Origin of the sequence: Nostoc sp. UCD121, from assembly GCF_014222285.1 — a bacterium.
Taxonomy (GTDB): domain Bacteria; phylum Cyanobacteriota; class Cyanobacteriia; order Cyanobacteriales; family Nostocaceae; genus Nostoc.
On sequence record NZ_JACKZS010000008.1, the window covers coordinates 33,243 to 53,637 of the forward strand.

Annotated in this window: 15 protein-coding genes; all 15 read left to right on the forward strand. The window is 40.6% G+C overall.

Annotated elements, in window-relative coordinates:
• Positions 1 to 361 precede the first annotated feature (361 nt).
• The 15 genes from GNF10_RS03115 (at position 362) to hepC (ending at position 20,233) form a co-directional block, all read left to right on the forward strand.
• Entirely contained in the window at positions 362 to 1,036 is a 675-nt protein-coding gene (locus GNF10_RS03115; protein WP_114082323.1) for a VWA domain-containing protein, read from the forward strand.
• Positions 1,037 to 1,086: 50 nt separating this feature from the next.
• Positions 1,087 to 1,869 (forward strand): PP2C family serine/threonine-protein phosphatase, encoded by a 783-nt coding sequence (locus GNF10_RS03120; RefSeq protein ID WP_185581513.1) that lies wholly within the window; start codon positions 1,087 to 1,089, stop codon positions 1,867 to 1,869.
• Between the two features lie 56 nt (positions 1,870 to 1,925).
• Positions 1,926 to 4,094, forward strand: a complete 2,169-nt coding sequence (locus tag GNF10_RS03125; protein ID WP_185581514.1) for a tetratricopeptide repeat protein — start codon at positions 1,926 to 1,928, stop codon at positions 4,092 to 4,094.
• 326 nt (positions 4,095 to 4,420) lie between these two features.
• On the forward strand, positions 4,421 to 5,194 hold the full coding sequence (rfbF, locus tag GNF10_RS03130; protein WP_114082321.1) for a glucose-1-phosphate cytidylyltransferase: 774 nt from the start codon (positions 4,421 to 4,423) through the stop codon (positions 5,192 to 5,194).
• 96 nt (positions 5,195 to 5,290) lie between these two features.
• Positions 5,291 to 6,505: an L-2-hydroxyglutarate oxidase gene (lhgO, locus tag GNF10_RS03135; protein ID WP_185581659.1), complete on the forward strand. Its 1,215-nt coding sequence runs from the start codon at positions 5,291 to 5,293 to the stop codon at positions 6,503 to 6,505.
• 415 nt (positions 6,506 to 6,920) lie between these two features.
• Positions 6,921 to 7,949, forward strand: coding sequence for an NAD(P)-dependent oxidoreductase (locus GNF10_RS03140; protein ID WP_114082320.1), 1,029 nt, complete (start codon positions 6,921 to 6,923; stop codon positions 7,947 to 7,949).
• A 110-nt stretch (positions 7,950 to 8,059) separates the two neighbouring features.
• Complete coding sequence (locus GNF10_RS03145) at positions 8,060 to 9,328, forward strand: class I SAM-dependent methyltransferase (protein WP_185581658.1); 1,269 nt, start codon at positions 8,060 to 8,062, stop codon at positions 9,326 to 9,328.
• 196 nt (positions 9,329 to 9,524) lie between these two features.
• The gene (locus tag GNF10_RS03150; protein WP_185581277.1) at positions 9,525 to 10,532 is read left to right on the forward strand and encodes a glycosyltransferase family 2 protein; all 1,008 of its coding nucleotides are present in this window, start codon (positions 9,525 to 9,527) and stop codon (positions 10,530 to 10,532) included.
• Positions 10,533 to 10,582: 50 nt separating this feature from the next.
• Positions 10,583 to 11,455 (forward strand): phytanoyl-CoA dioxygenase, encoded by an 873-nt coding sequence (locus tag GNF10_RS03155; RefSeq protein ID WP_185581276.1) that lies wholly within the window; start codon positions 10,583 to 10,585, stop codon positions 11,453 to 11,455.
• A 206-nt stretch (positions 11,456 to 11,661) separates the two neighbouring features.
• Positions 11,662 to 12,216 carry a dTDP-4-dehydrorhamnose 3,5-epimerase gene (gene rfbC, locus GNF10_RS03160; RefSeq protein WP_114082315.1) on the forward strand — a complete coding sequence of 185 codons (555 nt, stop codon included), beginning with the start codon at positions 11,662 to 11,664 and terminating at the stop codon, positions 12,214 to 12,216.
• Positions 12,217 to 12,417: 201 nt separating this feature from the next.
• A complete protein-coding gene (locus GNF10_RS03165; RefSeq protein WP_185581275.1) occupies positions 12,418 to 13,662 on the forward strand; it encodes a glycosyltransferase in 1,245 nt (414 codons plus the stop codon).
• A 109-nt stretch (positions 13,663 to 13,771) separates the two neighbouring features.
• Positions 13,772 to 15,085: an NAD(P)H-dependent oxidoreductase gene (locus GNF10_RS03170; RefSeq protein WP_185581274.1), complete on the forward strand. Its 1,314-nt coding sequence runs from the start codon at positions 13,772 to 13,774 to the stop codon at positions 15,083 to 15,085.
• Positions 15,086 to 15,391: 306 nt separating this feature from the next.
• A complete protein-coding gene (locus tag GNF10_RS03175; RefSeq protein WP_185581273.1) occupies positions 15,392 to 16,492 on the forward strand; it encodes a glycosyltransferase in 1,101 nt (366 codons plus the stop codon).
• 156 nt (positions 16,493 to 16,648) lie between these two features.
• Positions 16,649 to 18,877, forward strand: a complete 2,229-nt coding sequence (locus GNF10_RS03180; protein ID WP_185581272.1) for a polysaccharide biosynthesis tyrosine autokinase — start codon at positions 16,649 to 16,651, stop codon at positions 18,875 to 18,877.
• A gap of 636 nt (positions 18,878 to 19,513) precedes the next feature.
• Entirely contained in the window at positions 19,514 to 20,233 is a 720-nt protein-coding gene (gene hepC / locus GNF10_RS03185) for a heterocyst development glycosyltransferase HepC (RefSeq protein WP_185585329.1), read from the forward strand.
• Positions 20,234 to 20,395 lie beyond the last annotated feature (162 nt).

Genomic DNA, 20,395 nt, shown 5'->3' on the forward strand with positions numbered 1-20,395 from the left:
AACGATCTTAATTATGGTTAATAATTTTTCTGTAAAGGAAGGAGTCTTCTACATAAAATCTTTAAAAACTTATCTGGGAAAGTTTACGTATTTATTGTACTGTAGGTTTAAGGGATATAAATTTTTGGTAGATCCATTACAACAGGTAACACTGGGTTTTGATAAACTCTTTTTTGCTAAACTAAGCTGTACTCAAGTTTTTCTTAAAAATATATTGAGAACTTCATGAAAATAATTTGTTTAATAAAGATTAGAGCATCTACCACTAGATACTATATTCTGTAGTGACCTCGACAGCTGAAATTATATACTCGGACAAAAAGGAAATAAAGCTTTGAACTTTAACATAACACAAAAAGTTATGCATGATACATTAAGACTTGATGAAGTAGTAGAATTTGCTGAGAACCCAGAACCACGTTGTCCTTGCGTACTTTTACTAGACACCTCTGGCTCGATGCAAGGAGATCCCATTGAGGCTCTAAATCAGGGTTTACTCAGTCTAAAGGATGAATTAGTCAAAAATTCCTTAGCCGCAAGACGTGTAGAAGTGGCGATCGTCACTTTTGATAGTAATGTCAATGTAGTACAAGACTTTGTGACTGCCGATCAATTTAATCCGCCCATTTTAACGGCACAGGGCTTGACTACAATGGGTGCAGGCATTCATAAAGCTTTGGACATAATTCAAGAGCGGAAATCTCAGTATCGTACCAATGGGATTGCTTACTACCGTCCTTGGGTATTCATGATTACCGATGGAGAACCCCAAGGTGAATTAGAGAATGTAGTGGAACAAGCATCTGTGCGCTTACAGGGAGACGAGGCGAACAAACGCGTAGCATTCTTTACAGTTGGTGTAGAAAATGCGAATATGACGCGTTTAAATCAAATAACTGTACGTACACCTTTGAAGCTTAAAGGACTAAATTTCATCGAGATGTTTGTCTGGCTATCAACTAGTATGTCGGCTGTTTCTCATTCGCAGGTAGACGAACAGGTAGCACTACCGCCGATTGGTTGGGGGACTGTTTAATTAAAAATCGCAGCTTGATGTTGACACAGCGAGCTGTTGAAAAAAAATCTATGAAAATATCAAAACAGATTGCTCAATGGCGGATTGTGGCTGCGTCGGTATGTGGTACAAGTCACTTAAAAAACAAGCAGTTATGTCAGGATGCTCATCACTGGCAAATATTGTCTGATAATGTTTTAGTGGCAGCCGCAGCAGATGGCGCGGGTTCTGCTAGCCTTGGGAAAGTGGGAGCAATGATTGCTGTGGAGACAGCAATAGAAAGCATTTCTAGCAGAGGAATTACCCAAAAAGTTTTGAGTGATGATGAGTTTGTGCGATCGCTCTTAAATGATGCCATACTAGCCGCCAAAAAAGCTGTGGAAGCTGAAGCGGCTACTTGTGACAAACAACCTCAAGACTTAGCAACTACCTTAATTATGATGGTTGCCACACCAGAAGTTGTAGCTGTAGTGCAAATAGGTGATGGTTTGGCAGTGGCAAAAGATAGCACGGGCAATCTTCTCGCTCTAACTATACCTGATAGCGGCGAGTACATCAACGAAACCACTTTTTTAACTTCTCCTACGGCCTTAGATACAGCCCAGATGAGATTATGGCGCACCGACATAGTTAATGTTGGTATCATCACCGACGGATTACAAATGCTGGCTTTGAATATGGTTGTTGGAGAACCTCACAAACCATTCTTTTTTCCACTGTTTGAATTTGTAGCTAATACCGAAGATAAGACAGAAGCGAAGGAGCAGTTAGTAAAGTTTTTACGCTCAGACCGAATTACACAACGCACTGATGATGATTTGACACTCATTATAGCTGCATTCAACGACTCATGAGCAATCAATTTACAGGTTTCACATCTTAAATAACTTCCGTTAGCGGTAATTTCATTATGCAGGTACTACGTTGTTCCCCTAGAAAAGAAATCCTCAGCCTCAATGTTAGTTTGGGGCGTGGCGGTGAAGCTTGTGTTTATGCAGTGCCATCTGATAATGACTTGGTGGCGAAGATTTACCACAAGCCAACTACAGCCCATGCTGACAAATTACAGGCGATGCTTGCCAACCCGCCAGAAAACCCGACAGCTAGTTTGGGTCATATCTCTATCGCTTGGCCAGAGGATTTATTGCGGACACCAGATGGCAAAAATAGCATCTTGGGCTTTTTGATGCCACGGATTCAGGGGATGCGTCCAATCATCGATTTTTACAACCCCAGAACCCGTCGTCAACACTGTCCCCTATTCAACTATCAGTACCTGCTCCGCACGGCTCGTAACTTGGCGGCAGCTTTTGCTGCTTTGCACGCTAGTGGATATTGTATAGGTGATGTGAACGAGTCGAATATCCTCGTCAGCGACACCGCATTAGTGACTTTGATAGACACAGACTCTTTCCAAGTACTCGACCCCAACAGCAATGTTGTTTATCGCTGCCCAGTCGGGAAACCAGAGTTTACACCCCCAGAATTACAGAATAAAACTTTTGCCCAACACGATCGCGAAATTTCTCACGATTTATTTGGGTTAGCAGTGCTGGTATTCCAACTCTTAATGGAAGGCACTCACCCATTTTCGGGGATTTTTCAAGGCTCTATTGAGCCACCACCCTACGAAGCCCGCATTGCATCGGGGCATTTTACTTACAGCCAAAAGCGGTACGTACCCTACCTACCTACCCCCATTGCGCCCCCTTGGGAAATTCTTCATCCCAGCCTACAAGAACTATTTGTCCGTTGTTTTGAAGAGGGTCACAACAACCCACAGTTGCGCCCCAGTGCCCAGACTTGGCTCTCAGCTATCGCTGAAGCCGAAGATTCCTTAATTACCTGCACTACAAATCCCCAGCATCGCTACAATAACCACATGCGTAGCTGTCCGTGGTGTGAACGTACCGTGCGATTAGGTGGACGCGACCCCTTCCCATCACATCGGGCTATAGAAGCGAGAGAACATCTCCAACCGCGAATCAAAGCGAAAAAGCGCTACACCCAGACACCGCATTTTCCCCAGCGCAGTATGTCACCGCACTTAGGTAATTATTGGCAGCCAGTAATGACCCCAAGCGGTTCATCTTATAAACGTTCCAAGAAGTCAAAATTGTACCCGGTTCTTTGTTGTTTACTGGGTTTCGGTTTATTGGGATATGCGGACGTAATGATTAAATTTACTCAGCCGTTGGTTTCCCAAAATGCTTACACTCAACAAACATTAAAGTCTCGCCAGACAATTAACAAACTCAGCTTCGCTGACTACTATCAGCAGAGTCAAACTGCTTACAAAGACCGAGACTATGAAAAAGCAATTGCCAGCTTAACCGGAGCAATTGAACAACAACCAACACATACCACAGCAATTGTAAATCGGGGCAATGCCCGCTATAATCTCAAAGACTACGAAGGAGCAGTTACAGATTATAGCCAAGCTCTCAAAATCAATCCCAATCAAACCAAAGCCCTTGTGAATCGGGGTAATGCCCGCTATATGCTCGCCGAATATAGCAACGATCCTGATACAGAGTATAATCTAGCGATCGCAGACTATAATCGAGCTATCGGTCTGGATAAGAACGAAATTGAAGCTTATATCAGACGGGGGATTGTCCGCACCCAGATGGCTAAATATAGCGGTGAATCTCAACAAGCTTACAAAAGAGCGATCGCAGATTTTACTCAAGTCATAAAACGTAATGTATCGAAAGCAGAAGCTTATTTTCAGCGAGGTGTTGTCTATTATCAAATTGCTCAATACAGCAGCAATTATCAACAAGAATACAATCAAGCGATCGCTGACTTTAACCAAGCATTAACTATCAGCCCTAAACTAGCAAAAGTATATCTCAAACGAGGTATGGTTCGTTATGAACTGGCACAATATGGTGGTAGTGAATCTAACAAAAATCAGGCGAAAGCTATCGAAGATGTAGAGGCATCTGCCAAAATGTTTCTTGAGCAAGATGATATGGATAATTATCAGCAAGCACTCAGTAACTTATGCGTAGTCGTAGAACGCAAATGCGACCCTTTATTTCAAAGCTCAAGTAATTTAGAAAAAACTAACTAAAAACAAGTAAGTTTTTTTACTTCCATATTATAGGTTTTGATTGGAGAAATCAAGCCTAACTAGGGTTAGCATCAGCTAGCCCTAGTTATTTATTTGGTAACATTTTTATTTAATTAAGTAATTTATTCTCATGTTTATAGATATTCATAGAGCTTTTATATAGAAAAGATGTTAATTTATCTTTCCTTTATAATTTCGGGGAAAATTACAGTTAGATTGTTGACGGAGAAAAACAAATCAGAAATCGATTTTTCTCTATCTAAGTGCATCCTCTTCATATCGAAAAGTCAAATAATAATATCTCTACAAATCTCCGAGGTAATTGCATGAAAGCGGTGATTTTGGCTGGAGGGCTTGGTACACGCCTCAGTGAAGAAACTAGTATCAGACCCAAGCCGATGGTTGAGATTGGTGGTAAGCCAATTCTCTGGCACATAATGAAGACTTACTCCGCCCACGGCATTAACGACTTCATAATTTGTTGCGGTTACAAAGGTTACATAATTAAGGAGTATTTTGCTAACTACTTCTTACACATGTCAGATGTTACCTTTGATATGCGATTTAACCAGATGAACGTGCATTCTGGTTATGCAGAACCCTGGCGTGTTACCTTAGTCAATACGGGTGATAATACCATGACAGGCGGACGCTTAAAGCGAATCAGGGAACATCTTGGGAATGATACCTTTTGCTTTACTTATGGTGATGGTGTAAGTAATATTAATATCACCGAGCTAGTTAAGTTTCACAAAGAACAAAATACATTAGGAACCCTCACAGCGGTTCAACCAGCCGGACGTTTTGGAGCCATTTCCTTGGGATATGAGCAAACTAAAATTACCAGCTTTCGGGAAAAACCTGAAGGTGATGGTGCTTGGATTAATGGCGGTTATTTTGTGTTAGAACCAGAAGTAATCAATTTGATTGCTGATGACTCTACAGTATGGGAGCAAGAGCCATTAGAAAAACTAGCTGATATGGAACAACTATCTGCTTTCAAACACGATGGTTTTTGGCAACCTATGGATACTTTACGCGATAAAAACTATCTAGAGGGGCTATGGAAAAACAATCAGGCTCCTTGGAAGGCATGGTAGAAAGAAAGTCAGAAGTCAGGAGTCAGAATTCAGAAGTTAAATGACTAATGACTAATGACAAATAAATTTACTGTCATTTTAAGTGCGATAATACTAATGTATGATTTTGCGATTATAGGTGGGGGAATAGTTGGACTCTCTACAGCATTGGCTTTAGGAAAACGCTATCCCAATGCGCGTATTTTAGTACTAGAAAAAGAGAGTCAATGGGCATTTCACCAAACCGGCAATAATAGCGGGGTAATTCATTCTGGTATTTACTACAAGCCAGGCAGTTTCAAAGCTAAATTTTGTCGTGATGGTTCTCGCTCTATGGTAGAGTTTTGCCAAGAGCATGGAATAGAACATGAAGTTTGTGGTAAAGTCATTGTTGCAACAGAAGAACAAGAACTACCACGTCTAGAAAATCTCTACCAACGCGGTTTAGACAATGGTATAGAAGTTAAGAGAATCAGCCCCGAAGAAGTCAGGGAAATTGAACCTCACGTGAAATGCGTAGGTGGACTTCGGGTATTCTCAACTGGGATTGTTAATTACAAGCAAGTTTGTTTGAAATATGCCCAGCTAATTCAACAACAGGGTGGAGATTTGCATCTCAATACAAAAGTTCTGAAAATCTCCCCAAGTGGTAAAAATCAGGTACTAGAAACAAACAAAGGTAACTTTGCAACCCGCTTTGTAATTAATTGTACGGGATTGCATAGCGATCGCACCGCCAAATTAGGTAAAGTTGAACCCCAAGCTAAAATCGTCCCATTTCGGGGAGAATACTACGAACTCACCCCAGAAAAACGCTATCTCGTCAAGACACTAATTTATCCAGTTCCCAATCCCGATTTTCCCTTCCTGGGTGTCCACTTTACCCGGATGATTGATGGTAGCGTTCACGCAGGGCCAAACGCGGTTTTATCACTCAAACGCGAAGGTTACAAAAAAACCGACTTTGACTTACGAGATTTTCTTGAAGTCGTCACCTATCCCGGTTTCTGGAAATTGGCAGCCAAACACGCTGATGAAGGCATCCAAGAAATCATTCGTTCCTTTAGTAAAGCAGCCTTCACCAGAAGTTTGCAAAAATTAATTCCCGAAGTCCAAGCAGAAGACTTAGTTCCCACCCACGCAGGAGTTCGCGCTCAAGCCTTAATGAACGACGGCAAACTTGTAGACGACTTTTTGATTGTTTCCGGTCAAAACTCCATCCATGTTTGCAATGCTCCTTCTCCAGCTGCCACATCTTCTCTAGAAATCGGCAAAGCGCTTGTAGCAGAAATTCCCCAACCCTCGCATCTAAATAATGTAGTAACTGCATAGATATCATAGTTACTTCCGGTGCTGCTCAATTAAGGGATGAATCTTTTAGGGTGAGCATCTTGCTTGCTGGGAAATACAAAGGATGAGTAATATACCCATCCCACAAGAAAAAGTTTAGTGCATCAGTTAAGAACCGCTATAGAGTGCTGTTACCCAATAGGTAAATCGGCAAACTATGTAATGACTGTTAGCCGAGTTCTATGACCTAACCCCCAACCCCTTCCCTACAAGGGAATGGGAGCAAGATTCAAAGCCTCTCTCCTCTTAGGAGAGAGGTTTGGATAGAGGTCAAATTATTGCATACAAACGAAAAATATAGCGGTTCCCTCTTGGATGCAACACCCTTTAGGACGCACATCTGTGCATCCCTACTAAACGAAAAATTTAACTCATCAATACAAAGGCGTTAACCACAATGAAAATATTAGTAACTGGAACAGAAGGCTATCTAGGTTCATTATTACCACCTCTGTTAATCGAACGTGGACATGAAGTTATCGGTCTAGATACCGGCTTCTATAAAGTTGGTTGGCTATACAACGCTAATGGGGTAACACCCAAAACCCTTAACAAAGATATCCGCAACATCACCCCCGATGATTTGGAAGGCGTTGAAGCAATAGTTCACATGGCAGAACTCTCCAACGACCCAGCCGGACAATTAGCGCCAAATATTACCTACGAAATTAATCATATAGGTTCAGTTCGTCTCGCTAGCCTAGCTAAAGCTATGGGTGTGCGCCGCTTTGTATATATGTCTTCGTGCAGCGTCTACGGTGTTGCTACCGCAGGTGATGTCACAGAAGAATCCCCAATTAATCCCCAAACAGCCTACGCAGAATGCAAAACTCTCGTAGAAAGAGATGTCACACCACTCGCTGACGATGACTTCTCTCCCACCTTTATGCGGAATGCCACAGCCTTTGGTGCTTCTCCCAGAATGCGCTTTGATATTGTTTTAAACAACTTAGCTGGGTTGGCATGGACTAGCAAACAAATCAAAATGACCAGTGATGGTACACCTTGGCGACCATTAGTCCACGCACTGGATATTTGCAAAGCAATAGTCTGTGCTTTAGAAGCACCACGGGATATTGTACATAACCAAATTTTCAACGTCGGAGACACAGCAAACAACTATCGTGTCAAAGAAATCGCGGAAATTATTGCTGATATTTTCCCAGATTGTAAATTGTCCTTTGGTGACAATGGCTCAGATAACCGCAGCTATCGGGTGTCCTTCGAGAAAATCAACACAATTCTCCCCGGATTTAAATGTGATTGGAATGCCCGACTTGGTGCCCAGCAGCTATTTGATTTATTTAGCCAAATAGATATGGCTGAAGACACTTTCTTATTTAGAGGATTTACTCGCTTAAAACAGCTAGAGTATCTAATCCGTACCGAGCAAATTGACAAAGATTTCTTCTGGAATAAAAAGTAGATAGATTTGCCTATCAGGAAAGAAGAAATAATCTAAGTTTCCGAATCAACAATATTTGGTTCGGACTTATTTCATCCATCAAATTATTTGTAATCAGTGAGTTGAAAAATATGGCGAACGCAAAATGTCGTTTCAGTGGTCAACCTCTGCACCAAACCTTTATTGATTTAGGAATGTCACCTTTAGCCAATGCTTATCTGACAGTAGAACAGCTAAATCATGCCGAAAAATTTTATCCACTCCATGCTTATGTCTCTGAAGACACCCTTTTAGTTCAATTAGAACAATTTGAAACTCCCGATCATATTTTTAGCGATTATGCTTACTTTTCTTCTTACTCAGTAAGTTGGCTAAAACACGTCAAAGCTTACACCGATATGATGATAGAAAAATTTGGCTTTAATCATCATAATCAAGTTATTGAGATTGCCAGCAACGATGGCTACCTACTGCAATATTTTGTAGAAAAGGGAATCCCAGTTTTAGGAATAGAACCAGCTGCAAATATAGCTAAGATAGCTCAAGATAGAGGTATTCCTAGTATCAACAAGTTTTTTGGGGTTGAGACTGCCAAAGAACTTGTGATACAAGGAAAACTAGCCGATCTTTTGATAGGCAATAATGTTTTAGCTCATGTGCCAGATTTAAATGATTTCATAGCTGGAATGAAACTCATCCTCAAACCGAATGGTATTTTGACGATGGAGTTTCCTCACATTTTGCAATTGATTCAACAAAATCAATTTGATACTATTTATCACGAGCATTTTTCTTACTTCTCATTTCTGACTATTGAAAAGATTTTTGCAGCACACAATTTGCAACTTTTTGATGTGGAAGAATTATCAACTCATGGCGGCTCACTAAGAATTTATGCCAAACATGACGATGCTGATAGTCCTGATATTAGTGACCGAGTTAGCCATCTAAAAGCAAAAGAAATTGCTGCTGGACTGCATCAGATAGAGACTTATATTACATTTGGCGAAAAAGTCAAACAAACAAAGCATAAGCTATTAAATTTCCTTTTGAGTGCAAAAGCAGAAGGGAAATCAATTGTTGGTTATGGCGCACCAGCCAAAGGCAATACATTGCTTAATTACTGTGGGATTGGAAAAGATTTTATAGATTACACAGTTGATTGCAACCCTTACAAACAAGACTTATTTTTGCCTGGGACTCATATTCCTATCTTTGAACCAGACAAAATCCGCGAAACTAAACCAAATTATGTCCTAATTTTACCTTGGAATCTCAAGGAGGAAATTATGGAGCAAATGGCATTTATTAACGAGTGGGGTGGACAGTTTGTTGTACCAATTCCTGAAGTAAAAATTTATCCGTGTCCTATTCCGGATAGGCTTTTAATAGCGTCGTAATTACTAAATATAACCCAAAAAGCGCCTTTTCTTACTATTTTATTGTTTTCATTATGAGCATAGAGAATAGGTAAAAAGTAATTAAAAGGCGTAGTTTCATAAAGCTTTTGTTGTTAAATATCAAAAAATCAAATTAAAAGCAGCTTGTTAACAAACAAGCTGTTGTTAGTAGCCTCTTTATAGATTTAAGCTTAATATGAATAAACTGCTGACTATTGCCATACCCACTTATAATCGTGCCGATTTACTTGATAAACAGCTAACATGGTTGGCTCAAGCTATCAAAGGCTTTGAAGATGAGTGTGAGATTTTAGTATCCGATAATTGTTCAACAGATAATACTCAGGAGGTAATTCAAAAATGGCAAGCTGCACTTAACAATATTACATTTAAATCAAATAAAAATTCAAAGAATTTAGGCGTAGTTAAAAATATTATGTATTGCCTAAAGTCTACAACAACAAAATATGTTTGGACAATCGGCGATGATGACCCAATTCAAGATAGAGCAATTGCTTATGTGATTAGCAAACTCAGACAACACGAAGATTTATCATTATTGTTCCTCAACTTTTCTGGTCGTAACCAAATTACTGGTGAACCAGTTCATCCACCAAAAATAGTTGGTAATCGCTGGTTTGATGTTGATAGTGAAGATGGTAAGGGTGATGGTAAAGCCATATTTGAACATTGTTTTTCAAAAAGTGTCGGTGCAGTCATTTTTCTGACTGCTACAGTCTATCGCACTGACTTAGTAAAACGCGCTCTACAAGATTGGCAAGATGCTGAGAATAACTGGATATCTTTAGCATATTTAGCCGGATATTGTGCTGCTAATGGTAGTGTAATTGTCACTAAAGAGACTTATTTAGAATGTATTGTTGGTGTGAGTTATTGGCAGAAAGAACCACAATCAGCACTGTTAATGCAATACAAACACATCCCCGAAGTTATTTTGAAATTAGAGCAAAGTGGATATTCTAAACAATTTTGTAGACGGATGCTTCTGCAGAACGGTAAAGAAGTCAACTTAAAAGTTTTCTTGGGTGCTTTAAGAAGATGGCCGATGTCCGCCATCAAAACAGTAGTTCCATTTATGGCTTTAGTCAGCTTGTGTGCTTTTGATTTGATGGTTTCTAAAGAGTTTGGGTTAGCAGAATCAAGTGAAATCTCTACTGAAGAAGTGCGAAGCTATAAGCCCTAAGTTACTAATTTACTAACAAATATATTTCACAAACAGAAGGTATTTACACCATGCTTAACGCTATTAAACGCAAAATAGCTACACTCTCATCTGACTTTGAATATTACCTAGCTCGTTGGAAGCATAGCAGAAATCTGCCAGCATTAGCAGGAAGCGATGTCTACGACGGGCTACGCCTACGCAACATCCTTAAGACTCTCAAAAAAGATGGTGTTTACGTCACTAACTTGGCCGATTTAGGGTTCGACTCTAGCTCCGAACTGCTCAAAGCTGCTCACCATCAATTGCTTCAGATGGAAAATCCCACCAATGAGCATCTAGATGAAAGGTTGCCACAAATTTATACAGTTACAGGTTTACCAGAATTTTATGCCTGGGGGGTAGAGAAAAGGCTACTCAACATCATCGAAAATTATATCGGTCTTCCAATTGCTTTTCATGGTGTACATTTACGCAAAGATTTCAAGAGCAAATATCAGTTTGGGACACTACTATGGCATAGCGATGCAGAAGATCGGCGGATTATCAAAATCATTATTTACTTGAATGATGTAGAAGAAAAAACTGGGCCTTTTCAATACATCCCCCGCTCCCTAACTTCCTTATTTAGTTGGAATTATTTTCGACTTTACTACAAACTTTGGAAGTCAGGCTATATGGGTATTGACGATGAACAAGTAAAACCAGTCATCCCCAAATCAGCTTGGAAATCCTGCCCAGGGCCAGCAGGTACAGTCATTATTGTAGATACCAAAAATGCCCTACATCACGGCACAGTTCGTACAGAAGACAGGTCAACACTATTCTTTTGTTACACCGCCAATCCTCCTGAACGGCCAGACCTCTGCACCCAATACTGGGATGATACTTATCCCAGAATAGAGTTACAGTCTGCATCAGATGCAGTTAAAGTTTCGAATTAAAAACGTAAATTTAATTAACCGCAGAGGCGCAGAGAACACAGAGAAAGAGAATTAGCTTCACGTAAAGGTAGAAACATGGGTTTATTTGTCAGTTTAAAGATGCCAGAAAACCAAATTTGTAGGTTTATCTCATATCTCTGTGCCCTCTGCATCTCTGGGGTTTGTTAAGCAGTTAGCACACCAACATTTATCTTAAAGGAAACATAATGATTTTCACCGCAACCGAACTCAAAGACGCATTCATTATTGACTTAGAAGAAAAGCCAGATCACCGAGGTTTTTTTGCTCGGTCTTTCTGCGCTCAAGAATTTGAAGCCCACGGATTAAAGCCAACAGTTGCCCAATGCAACCTGTCTTTTAACTACAAAAAAGGCACTATCCGGGGAATGCACTATCAAATTCTGCCAGCAGCAGAAACGAAGTTAATTCGCTGTACTAAAGGCGCTATCTATGACGTAATTATTGATATGCGTCCTGAATCTCCTAGCTTTTTATCACACATTGGGGTGGAACTAACACCAGAAAACCGCCGCGCTTTATATGTTCCAGAAATGTTTGCTCACGGCTATCAAGCACTAACAGATGAAACTGAAGTGGTATATCAAGTAGGCGAATTTTACACGCCAGGGTATGAGAGAGGTTTACGCTATGATGACCCATTCTTTGCCATTGATTGGCCTCTAGATGTGACTGAAATTTCTGAGAAAGATTTAAGTTGGCCTTTGTTGAGAATGATGACTGTTGGCGGTACTTCTAGATAAAAATGGCGGTATTAAATGGTTCGTGAAATCATTTTTAACGAACCGCATACTCCTACGGAAAAGCAAGCTACGCGCAGCGTCTCGTTAGAGAAGGACGCAAAGATCGCAAAGTAAAGAAAGAAATTAGAATTGATGTAGATATGACTATCAATTACTAATTAAAGTTTGAGATATTAAGTTAATGAAATTAGGTAGAAATAAATGTCAAATAAGATTCTATCTCGTATCGCTAATACTATATCTTTTGTCTCCAACAAAGTACAAGCTCGGATTAATTACGCTAAGACCTTACAGGTTGTTTCTCTAAAGCCAAAACAACCTTCTAAGGGGAATATGCTTCTTTCTTATCGGATTGAGCCATTCCTCTTAAAACCTGGTCAGCCAATGCCTAATGACCACACTTGGTACTGGGAAGTTTGGCAAATAGCCCAAACTTTTTTAGACTTGGGCTATAACGTTGATGTTATCCAGTTCCACAATGATAAATTCGTTCCGCAAAAGCACTACGCATTTTTCATTGATATCCGTCATCGGATGGAAGCACTTGCACCAAAACTCAATAAAGATTGCATCAAAATTTTCCATGTTGACATTGCAAATATGGTGTTTCGCAATGCAGCTGAATGCAACAGGCTTTTAGAAGTACAACAGCGCAAAGGTGTAACCTTAAAACCACAGCGATTTGAGGTTCCTAACCTGGGAATCGAATATGCCGATTGCGCCATTGTGTTGGGTAACGATTTCACAACTGATACATTCAAATATGCCAACAAACCGATGTATCGTATCCCAATTTCTTCGCCTACTGTTTATCCCTATCCTGACAAGAAAGATTTTGAAGCGGTAAGAAAACGTTTTCTGTGGTTTGGTGGTAGTGCTTTAGTCCTGAAAGGTTTAGATTTAGTTTTAGATGCCTTTGCTCAAATGCCGGAATACCATTTAACAGTTTGTGGCCCGGTAAGTAATGACAAAGAATTTGAGCAAGCTTTCTATAAAGAACTGTACGAAACACCTAACATTCACACTTATGGGTGGATTGATGTTAGTAGCCCTGACTTTATAGAGGTTACAAATAACTGTCTAGGGCTGGTTTATCCTTCGGTTTCTGAAGGACAGTCAGGAGCAGTAATTAGTTGCTTACAAGCTGGGCTAATTCCCATTTTAAGCTACGAATCTGGTGTTGATGTTCATGATTTTGGTGTGATTTTTGATAACCTTTCCCTTGAAGAAATTAAGGAAAAAGTTAGAAGTATTTCCAATTTGCCTGTTGAAAACCTACAGATGATGTCTCTGAGGGCATGGGAATATGCCAGAGCAAATCATACCAAAGAAAAATTTGCCCAAGTTTACAGAAATGTTGTAGAGAAAATTATCGAAAATCACAGCCAGAAAAAACATACTGCTTCCACATCATCTAGCAAACAACCCGTTACTAGCAATCACTAATCTTAATTCCCATGAAAATGTACTTAATATTTAGCTGTAAAAAATCATTAAGTGCAAGTTTATAGAGAATTTGTATCACAACCAACAGTTCCAAAAAGGAGTTTAGTTCATGATTATTATCGATCGCGCCTTACAAGCCCGTGCAGCAGCAGGAAATCCTATTAAAGTGGGAATGATCGGTGCTGGTTTTATGGGTCGAGGAATTGCCAACCAAATTGTCAATTCAGTGCCAGGGATGGAGTTAGTTGCTATCTCCAATCGCAAGATTGATGCAGCTAAACAAGCTTATTCGGAAGCAGGAATTGAAGATATTCAAGTTGTTGCAACTGTCAGCGAATTAGAAGATGCGATCGCAAACGGTAAATATGCAGTCACAGAAGACGCTAAGTTACTGTGTCAGGCTGAGGGCATCGAGGCCATAATCGAAGTCACAGGTGCAGTGGAATTTGGCGCTCACATCGTAATGGAAGCGATCGCTCATCGCAAACATGTGATCATGATGAATGCCGAACTCGACGGCACTATTGGCCCCATCCTGAAAGTCTATGCTGACAAAGCAGGTGTCATTCTCAGCGCCTGTGATGGCGATCAGCCAGGGGTGCAAATGAACCTCTACCGCTTTGTAAAAAGCATTGGTCTAACTCCGTTATTGTGCGGTAACATTAAAGGACTCCAAGACCCCTATCGCAATCCCACCACCCAGGAAGGATTTGCTAAACGTTGGGGTCAAAAGCCCCACATGGTGGCTAGCTTCGCTGACGGAACCAAAATTTCCTTCGAGCAAGCGATCGTTGCCAATGCCACAGGGATGAAAGTCGCCAAACGGGGAATGTTGGGATATGACTTCAACGGTTATGTCGAGGAAATGACCCATTTATATGATGTTGAACAACTCAAAGAACTGGGTGGTATTGTCGATTATGTAGTTGGAGCAAAACCAGGCCCAGGCGTATATGTATTTGCCACTCACGACGATCCCAAGCAACGCCACTATCTCAACTTATACAAATTAGGCGAAGGCCCACTTTACAGCTTCTATACTCCTTATCACCTCTGTCATTTTGAAGTTCCTTTGTCTGTAGCGCGTGCTGTCCTCTTCGGTGATGCCGTTATGTCCCCGCTAGCAGGCCCGTTAGTAGATGTTGTCACCACCGCCAAAATCGACTTGAAAGCTGGAGAAACCCTAGATGGCATCGGTTACTACATGACCTACGGACAATGTGAGAATTCCCCCATCGTCCAACAGCAAAATCTCCTACCAATTGGTTTAGCTGAAGGATGTCGCCTGAAACGGGATATTAATAAGGATCAAGTTCTCACTTATGAGGATGTAGAATTACCTGAAGGCAGACTCTGCGACCAACTAAGAACTGAGCAAAACAATTATTTCGCCCCAGAAAAAATCTTGGTAGCAGTTGGGTAATATCGTTTCCAAAAATATTTGCGACAAATGAATTGGCTGTAGGGGTGTACAGCTGTACGCCCCTTATAAGTTTCGGATAAGATCCCCCCGCCTGCGGCGACCCCCTTAAAAAGGGGGTAAAAATTACAAAAAGCCCCCCCTTTTAAGGGGGGTTGGGGGGATATCCAAAGCCCCTACCAACATATTTGTCGCCAGAATTTCGTAAAGAGAGAGGATAGGAAGCTATACTGCGGGACACTAAAGTTGTTGATAATAACTTGCTGGGGAGCGTTGAAACAAACCTGATCGAAACTTTAGGTCAAATTCATGAAAATTGCTCTAGTCCATGATTATTTAACCCAGCGAGGTGGGGCAGAGCGTGTATTTGAACTGCTTTGTAAGCGTTATCCTGAAGCAGACATTTTCACATCTCTGTACGATCGCCAAAAAACCATCGATTTAGGCGATCGCATCGTTAACACAACCTTCTTACAAAAAATCCCTGGTGCAGCAAGATATTTCAGGTCAATGGCTCCTCTATATTTTCCTGCTTTTCGCGCCTTGGATCTGCAAGACTACGATCTAATTATTAGCAGTAGCACCAGCTTCGCCAAAGCAGTACGAAAAAACCCCAACGCTCGCCACATTTGCTTTTGCCATAACGTCACCCGTTTTTTATGGGATACGGCAACTTATTTAAGGGAGTACGGAGACTATAGATATTTTGCACCTTTAATTGAACAAGTATTTCAATTAATGAGAAAGGTAGACCTGAAATATGCACAGGAACCTGACCTTTACATTGCCAATTCTAGTGTCGTTGCCCGCCGTATTGAAAGTATTTATGGCAAAAAGGCAATGATGGTGAACTATCCAATTGATACTAGTAAATTTGTTTTTTCAGATATAAAAGATGAATATTATCTGGCTTCAGCCCGGATGATTAGCTATAAACGCCTTGATATAATAGTCGAAGCTTTTAACTGGCTAGGATGGCACTTATTAATATCAGGTGATGGGCCAGAACTAGAACGGTTAAAATCTAAAGCATTAAAAAATATTGTGTTCTTGGGACACGTAAGTGATAGAACCCGCAAAGACTTGTTTTCCAAAGCCAAGTCTATTATTGTCGCAGCCTTAGAAGATTACGGGTTAGTTCCAGTAGAGGCAAATGCTAGCGGCACACCAGTCATCGCTTATGGTGCAGGTGGAGTATTAGATACTCAAATACCAGGTGAAACAGGAGTCTTTTTCAAAAGACAAACACCCGAATCTCTACAAATTGCATTACAAGAAGCTAATGGCATCTCTTGGGATTACGATCGCATCCGTAATCATGCAGTAGCAAACTTCTCAGAGAATGCCTTCTTTGGGAAAGTTGATCAAATTATTAACCAAGCTTGTGGCGGACATCAAATATTCATTTGATTTCTTAATCTTTTTCCACTATAAGATTACCTATTGCTTTTCTCTCCTCCTTGGCGCACTTCTCTAACGAGACGCTAACGCGAAGGTGGTTCGTAAAAAAATAGGTACTCTTCGGGATATCTCTTAGCGTAAGTCTTGAAGACAAGGATAATAAAAGTGGTTCAAACTAGTCTAAATCCTCAAATAAATCCAGCCTCTGAAACTGAACCAAGTTACGGACAATTGTTTGCCGTATTTGTGCGAAGATTTCCTTGGTTTTTAGCAGTATTAATTAGTTCTATTGCTATAGCAGGCATCGTAACTTTAAAAACTAAACCAACTTATAAAAGTTCAATGCAACTGCTAGTAGAATCTAACTATCAAGGTAAGAAAGAAGGAGCAGGGGTAGATAGCCAGTTTACTGACTCTAATATTGTCATAGATACAGCAACTCAGCTTAACTTAATGCAGAGTTCTGGACTTATCCAAAAAGCAGTTGATAAACTTCAGTCTGATTATCCAGATATCAGTACAGGTGAAATTAAAGCTTCTTTAGTCTTAACTCAATTGAGAAGCAAAGAAGATAATGTTGCTACAAAAATCTTTCAAGTCGAATACACTGCTGGAGATCCAGAAAAGACACAAAAAGTTCTGGGTGCAATTCGACAAGTTTATCTGGAATATAACAAACAACAGCAGACTTCGCGGTTACAAAAAGGTCTGCAAATTATTAGGGAACAGTTAAGTAAAGCCAGTGAAGAAGTAAACGCATCTGAGACTAATTTACAAAGGTTTCGCCGAAATCAAAACTTAATTGATCCAGAGTCACAGGCCAAAGCGATTGAGACAGCTTTAAATAATATCGCTCAAGAAAGACAGACAACTCGCGCTCAGTATGGCGAAGCCTTAGCACGCCAAAAATCTTTAGAAGAACAACTTAACCGTTCTCCTCAAAATGCTCTAGTTGCTTCTCGTCTGAGTCAGTCTACTCGCTATCAAGGCTTACTGAACGAAATCCAAAAAAGCGAATTGGCACTAGCACAAGAACGCTTACGCTTTACAGATCAGACTCCGAGTGTGCAAAAGCTCAAAGAACAGCTTCAGGGACAGAAGGAATTATTGCAACAAGAAGTAGGAAGAACTTTAGGTGAAAAGTCTGCTAATGCATTCACTTCTGGAGACTCTCTTCTTGAAAAAGGACAACTTGGCCAAATCGATCTTAACCTTGCTGGTCAGTTAGTAGAAACGCAGACAACTATAGTTGCTTTAACTGCCCGCGATCAAAGTTTAGCTCAGAAAGAAAACGAACTACGTTTGGAAATCAAACGCTTTCCGCCGCTGTTAGCTTATTACAATCGGATGCTACCGCAGTTGCAATTTAGTCGTGAAAGGTTAGAGCAGCTTTTAAGAGCAGAACAGCAATTGCGGCAAGAACTTTCCAAGGGTGGTTTTAATTGGGAAGTGGTAGAAGATCCCCAAAAAGGCGCACAATTAGGCCCCAATCTCCAACAGAACTTGCTGTTAGGTGCTGTGGTTGGGTTGATGTTAGGAGGCATTGCCGCCTTTATTCGAGATTCGGCTGATGATGCAGTTCATACCACTGCTGAGTTAGAGAAGCAAATGGCTCTACCTTTGTTGGGAACAACCCCCAAGTTACCGCCAGCTAAACCCAGAGAATCAATGATTAAATTGCCCTTTGGCAAGCCAGAAGTTCTCGCCCCTTGGACAATTCAGGTACTGCAATCTCCACCACGTTGGGAATCGCTGGATCTGATTTACAAAAACATTGAACTTTTAAATACTGTTGCTAACTTGAAGTCTTTGATGATTACCTCAGCTTTACCAGATGAGGGTAAGTCAGCTTTGGCGTTAGGTTTAGCGATGAGTGCTGCCCGTTTACACAAAAGGGTGTTACTAATTGATGCCAATTTACGCGATCCCAGTTTGCACCACCAACTGAATCTTCCCAATGAACAGGGACTTTCAACTCTATTGGCGAGTGATGCAAGTCTACCCAGCCAGATTAGTCTTCAATACGCAGGTTCCGCCTACATCGATATTTTGACTGCTGGCCCCAAGCCTGCTGACCCAGCGAATCTGTTGAGTTCTCCCCGAATGATGCAATTGATGGCAGCTTTTGAGGAAAACTATGATTTGGTACTCATAGATGCTCCCCCTGTTCTTGGTTTGGTGGATGCCATGCTTACTGCCTCATCTTGTCGTAGCGTGGTCATGGTGGCAAGCATTGGTATTGTGACACGAAGCCAGTTGACTCAGGCTACAGCAATGCTAAGTAAGTTAAACCTGATTGGGGTTGTAGCTAATGGGGTATCAAACTCTAGCAGTAATTACGTACCTTATATCAAACAACAGCAATTGGCTCTCCGTCAAGCTGTAGAAAAGTAGCTAGTATGGCTAGGATTGATCCCCGACTTCTTTATATAAATCGGGAATCTAAATTAGTTTAAATGCAACATACTGTAGGGTAGCGCAGCTGTGCTACCCTACTTTTTTATGAACAAAATTAATTTTATTGCTATCAGGAAAATTTTAGTATATTTATGCGATCTTTATGGGTTTTCAGAGAAATTACTGGCTCTTTAAAGAGTAAATAAAGAATTTATTTGAGCGATCGCTATTCTTAAATAGTCTTATATTCTAGAGATTAAAGCACTTCGTAAAGGCTAGAAGATAATAGCAGACTGGTTTTGGTAAATCTATCGATACAATAAACACCTCAGTGCAAGTAAACGTAGATATAAATTTATGGGTAATTTCCCTCTACATATTTCTACTTTCAGTAGTTACCGGAAAATACCGATTACCCATGAATATTGATAGTAACTTTGATTTTTAAACCTCTACACCAGCAGACTTCTGGACGATATGTGCTTGACTGAGTGGCAAATAGCAATAACATATTTTTGCCCTCAATTATCTCCAAATTTTTGGACTTACAACAAGATTCGGATTTGGGTCTTTGGCATTGATAGCCTTTGATAACGCCTCAGTAATTCACTCCTGTATAAACCCAAAGACATTATGACAGCTTCAATAATTCCATCTCTAGAGAATTTATATGATGTAACCCAGGAACAGCAAGATAATCGTGGGTACTGCACACTCCAGTGGCGGCGGGGTCAGCTGTTGGTAAAGTTGCCTGGACGAGTTAAACAACCCTATCTGCCTGCATTAAATAGTAAGCGATCGCTAGTAGAATGCTTACAAAATTCTCCAGTAAGTTTGGTAAGCATAGATCCAAAGCTGGGTGAGGCTTTGCTCAGGTTTTGGGCAGATGCGTGTCAAGAAGCTGAAAAACCAATATTCCTAAGCATACCTGCTGGCAATAAACCTTCTAATCAACCCTGGAGACAATTGCAGCGATTAATTGATTGGATTGCTGCTTTAGTATTGCTGGTATTAGTAAGTCCAGTCATGCTGGGATTGATGGCATTAATGCAAGTTTACTCACCAGGATCGCTCTTTTGTCGTGAATGGCGTGTCGGAGAACGGGGTAAACTCTTTCAAGCAATGAAGTTTTGCACGCACAATATCACACCGTTAGAGCATTGGATGGGTAAATACAATCTCGACAATCTACCCCAGTTATTTAACGTGCTGCGCGGTGATATGAGTTTGACTGGATCTGATAGTTGGACTTTAGAAGATGCAGTACAGCTAAATAAACTACCAGAAATTAAAGCTTCCTTAGAAGCAGAGGCACAGTCTCACCTCTTACATCTAGATAGCCAAACCCTGTAATTCATCTGTGCGGTATTTCATCTACCGCACTGAGACTAAAGTTAAGCATTTCTTCCTTCTCTTCCTCTGTGTTCTCTGTGCCTCTGCGGTTCGTTCAAAAAAAGAATTAACCCTTAATTCACCAGTATCGATCTATCTACCTTGCCAAACTATTATTATAAA

Coding starts and splice junctions, on each gene's coding strand:
- GNF10_RS03115 (WP_114082323.1), top strand. CDS start 362: ATGCATGATACATTAAGACTTGATGAAGTAGTAGAATTTGCTGAGAAC.
- GNF10_RS03120 (WP_185581513.1), top strand. CDS start 1,087: ATGAAAATATCAAAACAGATTGCTCAATGGCGGATTGTGGCTGCGTCG.
- GNF10_RS03125 (WP_185581514.1), top strand. CDS start 1,926: ATGCAGGTACTACGTTGTTCCCCTAGAAAAGAAATCCTCAGCCTCAAT.
- rfbF (WP_114082321.1), top strand. CDS start 4,421: ATGAAAGCGGTGATTTTGGCTGGAGGGCTTGGTACACGCCTCAGTGAA.
- lhgO (WP_185581659.1), top strand. CDS start 5,291: ATGTATGATTTTGCGATTATAGGTGGGGGAATAGTTGGACTCTCTACA.
- GNF10_RS03140 (WP_114082320.1), top strand. CDS start 6,921: ATGAAAATATTAGTAACTGGAACAGAAGGCTATCTAGGTTCATTATTA.
- GNF10_RS03145 (WP_185581658.1), top strand. CDS start 8,060: ATGGCGAACGCAAAATGTCGTTTCAGTGGTCAACCTCTGCACCAAACC.
- GNF10_RS03150 (WP_185581277.1), top strand. CDS start 9,525: ATGAATAAACTGCTGACTATTGCCATACCCACTTATAATCGTGCCGAT.
- GNF10_RS03155 (WP_185581276.1), top strand. CDS start 10,583: ATGCTTAACGCTATTAAACGCAAAATAGCTACACTCTCATCTGACTTT.
- rfbC (WP_114082315.1), top strand. CDS start 11,662: ATGATTTTCACCGCAACCGAACTCAAAGACGCATTCATTATTGACTTA.
- GNF10_RS03165 (WP_185581275.1), top strand. CDS start 12,418: ATGTCAAATAAGATTCTATCTCGTATCGCTAATACTATATCTTTTGTC.
- GNF10_RS03170 (WP_185581274.1), top strand. CDS start 13,772: ATGATTATTATCGATCGCGCCTTACAAGCCCGTGCAGCAGCAGGAAAT.
- GNF10_RS03175 (WP_185581273.1), top strand. CDS start 15,392: ATGAAAATTGCTCTAGTCCATGATTATTTAACCCAGCGAGGTGGGGCA.
- hepC (WP_185585329.1), top strand. CDS start 19,514: ATGACAGCTTCAATAATTCCATCTCTAGAGAATTTATATGATGTAACC.